This is a genomic window from Winogradskya humida, from assembly GCF_016862215.1.
GTDB classification, from domain to species: domain Bacteria; phylum Actinomycetota; class Actinomycetes; order Mycobacteriales; family Micromonosporaceae; genus Actinoplanes; species Actinoplanes humidus.
In genome coordinates this window covers 17,765-30,275 of the sequence record NZ_BOMN01000002.1, presented here as the reverse complement: position 1 = coordinate 30,275, position 12,511 = coordinate 17,765, and the positions used below count along the sequence as shown (strand labels likewise).

The 12,511-nt window shown below is 71.1% G+C and carries 6 protein-coding genes; 3 read left to right on the top strand and 3 right to left on the bottom strand.

Annotated features, from left to right (window positions below):
• Positions 1–87: 87 nt before the first annotated feature.
• From Ahu01nite_RS01360 to Ahu01nite_RS01350, 3 genes are all read right to left on the bottom strand, one after another.
• Complete coding sequence (locus Ahu01nite_RS01360; protein WP_203834485.1) at positions 88–966, bottom strand: alpha/beta hydrolase; 879 nt, start codon at positions 964–966, stop codon at positions 88–90.
• Between the two features lie 117 nt (positions 967–1,083).
• Entirely contained in the window at positions 1,084–1,737 is a 654-nt protein-coding gene (locus Ahu01nite_RS01355; protein ID WP_203834484.1) for a response regulator, read from the bottom strand.
• The gene (locus Ahu01nite_RS01350; protein WP_203834483.1) at positions 1,734–3,095 is read right to left on the bottom strand and encodes a sensor histidine kinase; all 1,362 of its coding nucleotides are present in this window, start codon (positions 3,093–3,095) and stop codon (positions 1,734–1,736) included. The genes Ahu01nite_RS01355 and Ahu01nite_RS01350 overlap by 4 nt, the downstream gene beginning before the upstream one ends.
• A 202-nt stretch (positions 3,096–3,297) precedes the next feature.
• Between Ahu01nite_RS01350 and Ahu01nite_RS01345 the strand changes: the two genes are divergently transcribed.
• The 3 genes from Ahu01nite_RS01345 to Ahu01nite_RS01335 all read left to right on the top strand — a co-directional run bounded on the left by Ahu01nite_RS01345 (position 3,298) and on the right by Ahu01nite_RS01335 (position 12,510).
• Positions 3,298–4,002, top strand: a complete 705-nt coding sequence (locus tag Ahu01nite_RS01345; RefSeq protein ID WP_203834482.1) for a beta-ketoacyl-ACP reductase — start codon at positions 3,298–3,300, stop codon at positions 4,000–4,002.
• Between the two features lie 31 nt (positions 4,003–4,033).
• Positions 4,034–4,801 carry an enoyl-ACP reductase FabI gene (gene fabI, locus Ahu01nite_RS01340; protein WP_203834481.1) on the top strand — a complete coding sequence of 256 codons (768 nt, stop codon included), beginning with the start codon at positions 4,034–4,036 and terminating at the stop codon, positions 4,799–4,801.
• A 278-nt stretch (positions 4,802–5,079) separates the two neighbouring features.
• Positions 5,080–12,510 (top strand): beta strand repeat-containing protein, encoded by a 7,431-nt coding sequence (locus tag Ahu01nite_RS01335; RefSeq protein WP_203834480.1) that lies wholly within the window; start codon positions 5,080–5,082, stop codon positions 12,508–12,510.
• The last annotated feature ends 1 nt before the right edge of the window (position 12,511 follow it).

Below are 12,511 nucleotides of genomic sequence, written 5' to 3'. Positions count from 1 at the left end.
GGGTGCCGCCGGGCTCGGGCGTGGTGCTCAGGGTGCCGTCCGGCTCGGGCGTGGTGCTCAGCGTGCCGTCCGGCTCGGCCGTTGTGCTCACAGTGCGCCGCCCGGTGTGCGGCGGGCGGGTGTCGGGGCCAGGACGATTTCGGCGACTGCTTCCAGGGTTTCGGAGCCGGGGCTGAGGTAGCCGTCGTGGCCGGTGACGCCGCCGGTGGGGAGTTCGACCGCGCCGAACTTGGGGTTCGACGGGCGTCGTCCGTGGCCCAGGTGGCCGATGCGGGCCTGCGGGATACGGTGGATCCAGTCGGTGGGGGCGAGCGCCGACCACACCCGGGCCCCGCCGAGGTCTGCCGCCCGGTTGTGGCCCATGCCGGGTGCGCCGAGGGCGATCACATCCGCGACCCGGGGCAGGCTGGGCGCCGCCAGCCCGATCACCAGCGCTCCGTAGCTGTGACCGATGAGGGTGACGGCGGCGGGGGCGGGCAATGCGCGTACGAAAGAAATGAGGTCTTTGGCTCCCCCGCGCGCCCGCAGGTCCCGGGCGGACTCCAGGTTGAGTCCCTCCGGCGGGTCATAGCCCAGCCAGGCAATCACCGCGACCCGGGCATCGGGATCAATCGCCCGCATAGCCGCGTAGACCTCCCGAGCCTGCACCGCCGGCGCCCGCCGCCGCACCCCACCCAGCCCCCGATCGAAATCCCGCAACGTGGTGTCCACCCCGGGCACCAGCACCGCGATCCGGGTAGCCCGCGCCAGATCCCCGACCACTTCCACAGCCCGCCCGTCACCCCGCACGTCATATTCGAGAAAGTTGCGCCCCGCGAACGCGGGCAGCGCCAGGCCGGCCGAGTCCGTGGTGGTTCCGAAGTGGGGCGGTGGCGCCAGGCCGGCCGAGTCCGTGGTGGTTCCGAAGTGGGCGGGCAGGCCGTACGCGCTGATGGCGAGCAGTAGGGCAATCGTCGTTATCCGCATGCCAGGCAGCGTCGTTTGCCGCCTACCCGTCGGGCGTCACCCCACAGCGCTCACCCGCGCGTCATACCGCGGAGCTATCCGCCACGCAGCCGGTCACCCGGGCGCCCTTGCCGGCCGTTATTCGCCGGCGGCCACGAGCCCGGTCTCGTAGGCCAGGACGACAGCCTGCGCCCGGTCGCGCAGGCCGAGTTTGGCCAGGACCCGGCCGACGTGTGTCTTGACGGTCTGCTCGGCGACCACCAGCGCGGCCGCGATCTCCTGGTTGGACAACCCCTGCGCGATCAGCCGCAGGACCTCGGTCTCGCGTGGCGTGAGGCCGTTCAAAGCGGTCGCGCGTGGGCGGTCTGCGCGGGGCCGGGAGGCGAATTCCTCGATCAGTGTGCGGGTTACCGAGGGCGCGAGCAGCCCTTCACCGGCCGCGACGACCCGGACCGCGTGGACCAGGTCGGCGGCCGGTGCGTCCTTGAGCAGAAACCCGCTCGCCCCGGCTCGCAGCGCCGCGAACACGTAGTCGTCCAGGTCGAACGTCGTCAGGATCAGGATGCGCGGGCCGGGGGAGCGGGTCAGCCGCCGGGTGGCCTCGATGCCGTCGAGGACCGGCATGCGGATGTCCATCAGCACCACGTCGGGGTCGAGCCGGCGGGTCTCGGCGACGGCCTGTTCACCGTCCGCAGCGTCACCGACCACCAGGATGTCCGGCTGGGCGGCCAGCAGCGCCCCGAAACCCTGCCGCACCATCGCCTGATCGTCCGCGATCAGCACCTTGATCACGCGTCTGCCTTCCTGACCACCGTCGGCTGTCCGGACGCCGCGACGGACGACGCCGCGACGGACGACGCCGCGACGGACGACGCCGCGACGGACGACGCCGCGACGGACGACGCCGCGACGGGAGATGCCGCGACGGGCGACGCCGCAACCAGCGGTGCCGCGACGGGAGACGCCGTGAACGGTAGGCGGGCCGCGACCAGAAAGCCGCCTCCGCTCTGCGGGCCGGCGTCCAGGGACCCGCCCAGCGCCGCCGCCCGCTCCCGCATCCCGATCAGCCCGTGCCCGCCCTTCCCGCCGGGCCGGGGCGCAGGGTCCACCGCCGGCCCGTTCTCCACCTCGACGAGCAACGCACCGGAAGCCCCGCGGACCGCGATGTGGACCTGGCCTCCCGGCGCGTGGCGGGCGGCGTTCGCCAGGGCTTCCTGCACTATTCGGTACGCCGCCAGCCCGACCGCCTCCGGCACGTCCGACGGCAGCGAGGCGGCCCGCGGGAATGTCACCGAGATGCCGGCCCGGGATGCGGCGGCCACCAGTGCGACCACATCGGAGAGCCCGGGTTGCGGGGCGAGCGCAGGCTCGTTGTCGGAGCGGAGGACGCCCAGCAGGCGGCGCATGTCCGTCAGGGCTGCCCGCGCGGCCGTCGCGATCGCCAGGAACTCCTGCTGCGCGACCTCGTTCACGCCGTCCACGCGGTACGGGGCGGTTTCTGCCTGGACGGCGATCATCGACATGTGGTGGGCCACCACGTCGTGCATCTCCCGGGCGATGCGGGTGCGTTCCTGCAGGACCGCGCGGCGGGCCTGCTCCAGCTCGGTCAGCTCGGCCTGCTCCGCTAGCTGCTCACGGGAACGGCGGCGACGGGACACGGTGTCGCCGACGAGGGCTATCGCCACGATCCCGGTCGCGGCTCCCCAGGCGTTCGCCTCGGGGGCGTACACAAAGATGGGCACTATGGTCAGGGTTGTCACCCACGCGACGACACCGGAGTCCTCGCGCAGCGCCAGTGCGCCGAAGACCACCAGGAAAGCCAGGAGCTGGACCGGGGTCCAGGGCCAGGGCTCGTCCGGTTGCATCCCGATGACCCCCAGGAACACCACGGGGTAGGCCACCCGCCATGCGAACAGCGGCCGTCCCGCGAACGCCAGGGCCACGGGCAGCACGGTGAGAACCGTCAGCGTCGCGGCGGCCCAGGACGCCAGGCCCCGGGTGTCGGTCAGGTAGGCGGAGTTGCCCAGCCCCAGGCCGATCAGGACCAGAAGTCCGAGCGGTACGGCGTACACGTGAAAGCGCGATGCCGGCAGTTGCCGCCGGCGGTCACGCCCGACGGCCAGCCTGTGCAGCGGGCCGAAAATCTCCATGTCCGGCAGGCTACGGCCGATCGCTGCCCGCGTCGTCGGACCAGGGTCTTATCTTGGACCCCCTACCTGAGTGTGACGTGAGCCGCCTCCTCGCGGACCGGTCCGGGTTCCGGATACCGGCTGGTAACGCCTAGTCTTCGAGCGATCCGTCTCCGCGGCGCACCCGGCCGCGGCGACCCACGACGAAAGAAGGAGCAGCGCGTTGGCCCGCACCGTCCTGGTGACCGGAGGAAACCGTGGCATCGGCCTCGCCATCGCGCAGGCTTTCGCCAAGCAAGGTGACCGGGTCGCCGTCACCCATCGTGGCAGTGGCGCGCCCGAGGGCCTGTTCGGCGTCGAGTGCGACATCACCGACAACGCCGCGGTCGACGCCGCCTTCACCACGGTGGAGAAGGAGCTCGGCCCGGTCGAGGTGCTCGTCGCGAACGCCGGCATCACCGATGACACGCTGCTGCTGCGCATGTCCGAGGAGCAGTTCACACGGGTCCTCGACACCAACCTGACCGGCTCGTTCCGGGTCGCCAAGCGCGCCAGTTCCAAGATGCTGCGTGCCAAATGGGGCCGGATCATCTTCATCTCGTCGGTGGTCGGCCTCTACGGCGGACCGGGCCAGGTGAACTATGCGGCGAGCAAGGCCGGGCTGGTCGGCATGGCCCGCTCGATCACCCGTGAGCTGGGCAGCCGTAACATCACGGCGAACGTGGTCGCGCCGGGCTTCATCGACACCGAGATGACCGACGTGCTGTCCGACGCGCGCAAGGCGGAGATCCTCAAGGCCATCCCCGCCGGGCGGCTCGCAGCCCCGGACGAGGTCGCCCAGGCGGTCACGTTCCTGGCCGGGGACAGTGCGGCGTACATCTCGGGTGCGGTCATCCCGGTCGACGGCGGCCTCGGCATGGGTCACTGACCCTTCCATAATTCGGAAACCTGGAGAATCTGTGTCTGGACTGCTGGCCGGTAAGCGGCTGCTCATCACCGGCATCATCACCGACGCGTCGATCGCGTTCTCGGCGGCGAAGATCGCCCAGGAGAACGGCGCGACCGTCGTGCTGACCGGCTTCGGCCGGCTCTCGCTGGTCGAGCGGATCGCCAAGCGGCTGCCCGAGCCGGCCCCGGTGATCGAGCTCGACGTGACCGACCCGGAGCAGCTCGCATCGCTCGAGGGCAAGGTCCGCGAACACGTCGACGGCCTCGACGGCGTGCTCCACTCCATCGCCTTCGGCCCGCAGAGCGTCCTCGGCGGCGAGTTCCTCAACGCCGGCTGGGACGACGTGGCGAAGGCGCTGCAGGTCTCCACGTTCTCGTACAAGTCGCTCGCCACGGCCTGCGTTCCGCTCATGGGCCAGGGCGGCAGCATCGTCGGCCTGACCTTCGACGCGACCAAGGCCTGGCCGGTCTACGACTGGATGGGCGTGGCCAAGGCGGGCCTCGAGTCGGCGTCCCGCTACCTCGCGCTGCACCTCGGCAAGCAGGGCATCCGCAGCAACCTCGTCTCGGCGGGCCCGCTGCGCACGATGGCGGCCAAGTCGATCCCCGGCTTCGAGCAGTTCGAGGACGCCTGGGCCAACCGCGCCCCGCTCGGCTGGGACCTCACCGACCAGGAGCCGACGGCCCGGGCCATCTGCGCCCTGCTGTCGGACTGGTTCCCCGCCACCACCGGCGAGATCATCCACGTCGACGGCGGGTACCACGCACTCGGCGCTTAACTCACCGCAGTTTGAAAGCAGGGGCCGCGCGGAAGCGCGGCCCCTGCTGCGTTAAGCCGAAGCCGAATCGCCCGCGGTGGCCAAGCTGCCTACCTTCTTACCTAGCCTCCTAGGATGCGAACGCAGCGCGAGTCGCCCCACACGCCCCGCGCGGCGATAAGAACGCGAAGAGCCGGCGACCCTAACGCCGCAAAGCATCGACACGCCGATACGTCAGACTTGTGAGGGTTATTCGGAAACAAAAGATCTTTCGCTTTTACGAGGTTTAGCGTTCGCACGTGGTGCATACACGCTTGTTCCGGGATGATTCAGCGCTGTCGCAACGGTCGGCGATCTTCGCCGTCGTCCTGCTCGCCGTGGCGCTGGTGGGTCCGCCCAGCGCAGCCCAGGCCGCCCCCGCCAACGTCAACACGACGGCGCAGGGCATCCGCGCGTCCCTGAGTCTCGTGGGTATCCCGCTGGGCCCGATCACCACGACGCAGAGCACGTGGCAGACCGGCCAGCCCACGAACACCAAGATCACCGCGAACGTGGGGCTGCCGGGCGTGGTCGGCACCGGTGCGGTTTCGGCGATCACCGGGCCGGACGGCGACGGCGGCAACGCGGCGGCGAAGGTGGACGGCCTGAACGTGCTGGGTGCGGGCACCGTCAGCGCGGACACCGTCAGCACGGCGTGTTCGATGACCCCGGCCGCGGTCACCGGCGGCACGGATCTGGTGAACCTGAAGGCGGCCGGCGCCACGGTCAACCCCGCCACCGGCCTGGACCTGGGTGTGCCGAACCTGCTCACCGGCAAGACGGACAAGCAGAGCGCCACCTACAACACGGGCACGGGCCGGCTGGTCTTCACGGTCCAGGGCCTGAACCTGCAGCTGGCGGCGGCAGGCGTCGCCACCGGCAACGTGGTGGTGGCGGAGTCGACGTGTTCGGGTGTGGTCAAGTTCGGGGCGGTCGACACCACTGCCAGGACCATCACCCCGGGCATGACGGGTACGCCCACAGTGGCGATAACCAACGCCGGTGAAGTGGCTGCCCCCAACACCGTGATCACGATCCCGGCACCGCCGACCGGCTACACGCTGGGCACCGTCACGACGACCGGCGGCGGCACCTGTTCGACGGCGAGCACCACGCTGATCCGCTGCACGGGCGTGACCGTGCCGGGCGCGGGGAGTGTCACCGTGTCGCTGCCGGTGACCGTGGGCGCGAACGCGGCCGGTGCGGGCAACTGGCAGCCGGGCACGGGCACGATCACCGCGGTCAGTACGCCCTTCCCGGCGCTGACCGACACGACGATCTCGGTGAGCGGCGCGGGCCGGCTGGTGACGGTCGGGACCCCGCAGACGACCAGCGGGTCGATCGTCGTCACGCAGATGTCGTTGCCGGCGGGCAAGACCGCGCAGACGCCGATCACCGTGACGAACGGCGGCCCGTCCGACGCGACGACGACGGTGACGGTGCCCCTGGCGGGCCGGCCGAACGGTGTCTCCATCGTGAGCGCGGCGGTGGGCAGCAACCCGTGCACGGTGACCGCGAGCACGATCACGTGTTCGTCGGTGACGGTGCCGGCCAATGACAAGATCGAGATCACGGTCAAGGCCGCGGCGACCACCACCACCCCGGTGGGTACGACGTGGGACCTGGCCGGCCTTACTGCCGGCCTCAATGGGTACGCGGTGACGGGCGCAGGACGCTTGCTGACCGTCAGCGATCCCGACGTGAACCTCAACAACGGGGTGACGATCACGCCGGTCGACGCGATTCCGGGTGGTCCCGCGGCCACGGTCCGGGTGCGGGTCGCGAACTCGGGGATCACGGCGGGGACGAACACGTCGGTGACCATTCCGGCGCCGCCGGCGGGGTACACGGTCGGGAACGTGACGACGTCCGGTGGCGGTTCGTGTGTCAGCAACTCGGCGAGCATCTACTGCACGAACGTGACGGTGCCGCCGATGGGGGCGGTGACGGTGTCCGTGCCGGTGACGCTGGCGTCGGGTGTCACGGCGAACTGGACGACCACGCCGGGCGCGCCGGTGAGCGCGGCGAGCGGTGACTCGACCGGGCAGGCGTCGGGGCTGATGGTCACGGCGACGCCGCAGTGGACGTTCTCGATGGACGCGACCGGGCCGGCTCCGCGTACGGTGCGTCCTGGTCAGAGCACGACCATGAACGTCACGGTGACCAACGACGGCCCCTCGGACGCGACCGCGTCGGTGTTCACGATCCTGGCGCCGCGGTCGACGACTTTCGGCACGCTGACGGGTACGGCGGCCCAGCGCTGCACGGTGACCGGGCCGACAGCGCTGCGATGCACGGTGACGCTGGTCGCGGATGACGACGTGGTGTTCGTGCTGCCGTTGACCGTCGCGGCGAACGCGGATCCGACGACGCCGCTCGACGGTGGTTGTGTGAGTTTCAACGGGGACGCGGACTGCGCCGACCCGGAGGACGAGGGCCTGCCGAGCATCCAGCTGAAGACGCCGCTGGGCACCAGGCTGAACGTCGTGCCGGTCCGGGCGACGATCACGCCGGGTACCAGTGGTGTCGCGAAGCTGCAGCTGACGTCGACGCAGGACGAGTCCGGTCTGACGGTGAGCGTCCCGACCGCGGACCTGCCGGCCGGGTTCCAGCTGACCGCGGTGAGCACCACGGTGACCTCGGGTTCATGCTCGATCGGTGCGAACGCGGTGTCCTGCAGCGGCCTGGTCCTGACGCCGAACCAGCCGCGTGAGGTCGCGATCACGGTCGCGGTCGGCCCGGGGGTCGCGCAGGGTGTCGACTGGACCTCGACGGCCACGAAGGTGTCCGACGGGGACGAGACGCTGACCCAGCCCGCGGATCTGGCCGTGACGGGCCCGCCGGTGATCGATCTGAGCGCGACGGTGACCGGCCCGCCGGACAACACCGTGCAGCCGGGTGACACGACGCAGGTGACCGTGGTGGTCGCGAACGCCGGCCCGTCGGACGCCGCGACCGCGAAGGTGAGCGTGAAGGCGCCGCGGGGTACGACGTTCGTGGCGCCCTTCCCCGCCGGTTGCACGCAGACGTCACCGACCGTGGTGGAGTGCACGGCGACGCCGATCGTGGCGGGTGGCCAGGGCCCGCAGTGGGTGCTGCGCCTGCTCGTGCCGGACGGCGAGGGCACGGACTCGCCGCTGGACGGCGGTTGCGTGGACCTGGACAACAACGGGGTCTGCGACACGACCGACGAGAAGATCGACCCGATCGTGCTGCTGGTGCCGTTCGACCGGCAGGTCACCATCGACTCGGACCCGGCGATGGTGACTCCGGGCCTGCAGGACGTCGCGCGGGTCACGGTGACCGCCACGCGCGGCGATCTGACGAACCTGACGGTGACGGTCCCGCTGGGTCAGCTGCCGCCTTCCCTGTCGGTGGCGAGTCAGACGAGTACGAGTGGCAGCTGTACGCGTACCTCAACGGCTGTGACCTGTTCCGGTGTGACCGTCGACGCCGGCCAGACCGCGACGATCTCGCTCGGGGTGGCCGCGACGCCGGCGGCGACCGAGGGGACGACCTGGACGGCCACGAACGTGGGGGTGGCCCGGGGTGCGCAGTCGGTGTCGGCGCGGGCCAGGCTCGCGGTGGTCGCCGCGCCGCGGTTCACCCTGGATGTCACCTCGACGCCGCCGGCTCCGATCCCGCCGGGCGGCCAGGGGGACCTGACGGTCGACATCGACAACCTGGGCCCGTCCGACGTGAACGACGAGGACATCAGCGTTCTCGCCCCGGACGGTGGCACGTTCGGGCCGCTGGGCCCGCCGACGTCGGGGATCTGCCGGCTGGCGTCGCCGACCCGCGCTGTCTGCACGATCACGCTGACCCCCGATGACGATCCGGTGATCCTGAAGCTGCCGATCGTGGTGTCGCCGGGTGCCGACCCGGGCACGCCGCTCGGTGGTGGCTGCGTGGACCTGAACAACAACGGGCTCTGCGAGACGCCGACGCCGGACAAGCCGTTGCCGCCGATCACGCTGGCGACGCCGTTCGACCGGCAGGTGGACATCAGCACCACCCCGGCGCGGATCATCCCGGGGAGTTCCGGCAACGCGCTGGTGCTGCTGTCGGCAAGCCCGGCGCAGACGAACCTGACGATCACCATCCCGACGGACACCAAGCCGGCGCAGATGGTCGTGGGCCTGGTGAGCTCGAGCACGACCGGAACGTGTCTGCCGATGTTGCTGGTGCAGGCGATCCGGTGCACGGGCGTCAACGTGCCGGCGAACGGCGCGATCATCACGGTGCCGGTGACCGTGCCGGGTAACGCCCCGGCGAACCTGGTCTGGTCGACGCGGGCGATCACGGCGACGAACTCCAACGGTGACACGGCGACCGGTTCGGGTCTGCTGGTGCGCACGGGAGCCCCGGAGTACACGCTCAACGCGACGGTGACCGCGCCGGCGCCGGGCACGACGCTGCCGGGTGACACCGCCGTCGAGCGGATCACGCTGACCAACTCCGGGCCTTCCACGGCCACGGATGCGCTGGTCACGCTCAAGGCTCCGCCGGGTACGGCTTTCGGCACGCTCACGGCCCCGATGTCGGATGTGTGTACGCGGGACAGCGCGACCCGCATCAGCTGCTCCGTCACGCTCGGGCTGGCGCCGGCGACCCTGGTCTGGGACCTCCCGATCGTGATCCCCGGCAACTACGACCCGACGTCCTCGGTCACCGGCGGCTGCATCGACCTGGACGGCGACGCGGCTTGCGGCGGCACCGGCGACCAGCCGCTGGCCGACATCGTGCTCGCCACCCCGCTGGGCCGGATCACCACGATCAGCGCCACGAACGTGCCGCTGGTGCCGGGGCGCACGGCGACGACGACGTTCACGGTGGCGATGAGTCAGGCCCGCGACGGCGTACGGGTGACGATCCCGCGCGACGCTCTGCCGGCCGGGGTCACGACCACGGGTATCACGGTGGACGGCGGCGCGACGTGTGCGACGTCCGGGGCCGCGTACACGTGTGGTGATTTCAGCGTCGGTGCCGGTGGCAGCGTTGCCCTGCGGGTGGCGTTGTCGGCGACCGGGGCTGCCCTGCCGGGTGCGGTGTGGGCTCCGGCGGTGACGGTCGCCCGTGCCGGTGAGTCGGTGAACCGTACGGTCACCGCGGCGACCGTCGGCGCGGCCGAAGCGCCGTTGACGGTGACGGTGGTCGGCCCCGCGCCGGGCACGCTGCAGCCCGGTGGGACCGGCGACCTGGCGATCACGGTCACGAACCCGGGACCGTCGGACGCGCGTAACGCCCGGTTCGTGTTCCGCGCGCCGACCGGCACCACGTTCGGGTCGCTGAACAGCACGGCCGCGCCGATCTGCGTACGGTCGTCGGCCACCCAGGTGGACTGCATGATGGACGTGGCGGCGAATACGAACCGGCAGTTCACGCTGCAGATCCGGGTGCCGGCGACGGCGGACCCGGACGAGCCGGTGACCGGTGGCTGCATCGACACGAACCGGAGTGCGACCTGCACGTACCCGCCGGACAGCCCGATCCCGGACATCACCCTGGGGTCGCCGCTGGATGGCGCGCTGACCGTCAGCACCCGCGGCGGGACGGCGACGCCGGGTCTGGCCGGCACCGGATACGTCGTGGTGACCGCGCAGCGCTCGGAGAGCAACCTGACGATCGCGGTCCCGCTGACCGAGCTGCCGAACACGTTCTCGGTGACCTCGGCGACCGGCCCGACCGGCTCGTCGTGCCAGGTACAGGCCGTGCAGATCCTGTGCACGGGCGTCAGCCTGGTCAAGGGAGTCAACCAGGCGGTCACGATCGTGACGACCACCGCGTCGCGGCTCGCCGCCGGGGTGGCCTGGACGGCGAGCGCGATCACGGTGACCCGTGGCACCGACACGGTGAGGGGCACCGGCATGATCGTGACGACCGGGCCGCCGGTGCCGGGCGTGCGGGTGGCGCTGACCGGGCCGTCCGCCGCGGTGAAGCTGGGGGACACCACGACGATCACCGCCACGGTGACCAACGTGGGCCCGTCCGACGCGACCGGGAACACGGCGACGATCTCGGCGCCGAGCCAGACGACGTTCGGCGTGCTGTCCGGGCAGGCCGCCGCGGACTGCATCCCGGCCTCGACGATCCTGCTGAACTGCCGCTTCGACCAGACGGTTGGGCAGAACGCCCGGGTGTGGCTGCTGCCGGTGATCGTGAACACCGACGCCGACCCGACGCTCCCGGCGACCGGGGGCTGCGTGACGGTGAACGGCACCGCCACCTGCCTGTCGGACATCACGCTGGACGGCGAGTTCGCGCTGTACCAGCCGCTGACGAAGACCGCGAAGATCACGTTCGGGCCGGAGGAGATCGCACCGGGCAGCACCGGCGATCCGGCCGTCGTGGTGACCGAGACCGGTGACCGGGACGGGCTGAGCCTGGTCATCCCGCTGAACCGGATCCCCAGCAGCTTCACGGTGACCGGCGCGACGCCGGTGTCGAGCGACGGCGACAACTCGTCCGGCAGCTGCGACGTGGGTACCAGCGAGGTGACCTGCACCGACATGGCGGTCTCGGCGGGCACGATCACGGTCACGCTGGACGTGGCCGTGTCGGGCAGCGCGAGCGACAGCGACAAGTGGACGGCGACGAGCGTCACCCTGACCGACGACGACAGCACCACCGACCAGCTGGTCGCCTCCGGTGTGCTGGTCACGACCGGGGAGGCCACCGACACGGTGACCACGACGTTCGGCGAGCCGAGCGTCAACCCGGCCGCGCCGGGGCAGAAGACGGTCCTGCCGATCACGCTGAGCAACCCGGGCCCGAACGACGCCAGCCCGCACGTGATGACGCTGAAGGTGCCGACCGGGCTGACACCGGGCTCGCCGCTGCCGGACGACTGCTCGTGGAACGAGGGCAGCAACGTGGTCACCTGCACCCGGAACCTCGCGGTGGGCGACGAGTACACGTACAAGATCCCGTTCGTGGTGGGGCGCACGGTCAGCGTCGGCACGACCATCGACGGGGGCTGCCTGGACGCCGAACCGGCCAACAACAGCTGCGCCGACGACGATGACCAGCCGCTGCCGGCGATCTCGGTGGTCGCGTCGCGGGTCGACCTGGAGCTGAGCCTCAAGCGCAAGACCACCACGGCGCGGACCGGCGGTACGGTGCTGATCAAGATGCCGTACAGCAACAACGGGTCGCAGACGGCCGGCGGGATCGTGTTCGAGATCGACCCGCCGACCGGGGTGAACCTCGTGCTGGCCCGGGTCCTGCTCGACGCCTCGGCGAGCAGCGCCGCGGCCGGCAGTGCGCTGGCGCAGGCGGCGGCGACCGACGACGAGCTGGCGACGATCGACTGCATCCCGGACGAGCTCGGCGACGAGAACGCCGTGGTCTGCGACGGGCCCGACGCGGCGGTGGGGGCGACCAGCGAGCTGTGGCTGTCGCTGCGGATCACCTCGACCGCCAAGAAGGGCGTCCATCCGGTACGCGTGACGATCAGCACGACCAGCCCCGAGGGCAATGTGGTCAACAACACGATCGAGGCGCTGCTGTCGATCGCGGGGGCGGTCACGGACACGCCTACCGACAATTCGGATAACGGCGGCACCGGCACCGACAACCTGCCCAAGACCGGTCAGAACCTGGTCGGCCTGCTGGTTCTCTCGGTGATGCTGATGATCGGCGGCATGTTCCTGCGGGTCGGGGCGCGCAAGCGGCCCGCGCGGAAAAGCTGAC

Coding starts and splice junctions, on each gene's coding strand:
- Ahu01nite_RS01360 (WP_203834485.1), bottom strand. CDS start 966: ATGCGGATAACGACGATTGCCCTACTGCTCGCCATCAGCGCGTACGGC.
- Ahu01nite_RS01350 (WP_203834483.1), bottom strand. CDS start 3,095: ATGGAGATTTTCGGCCCGCTGCACAGGCTGGCCGTCGGGCGTGACCGC.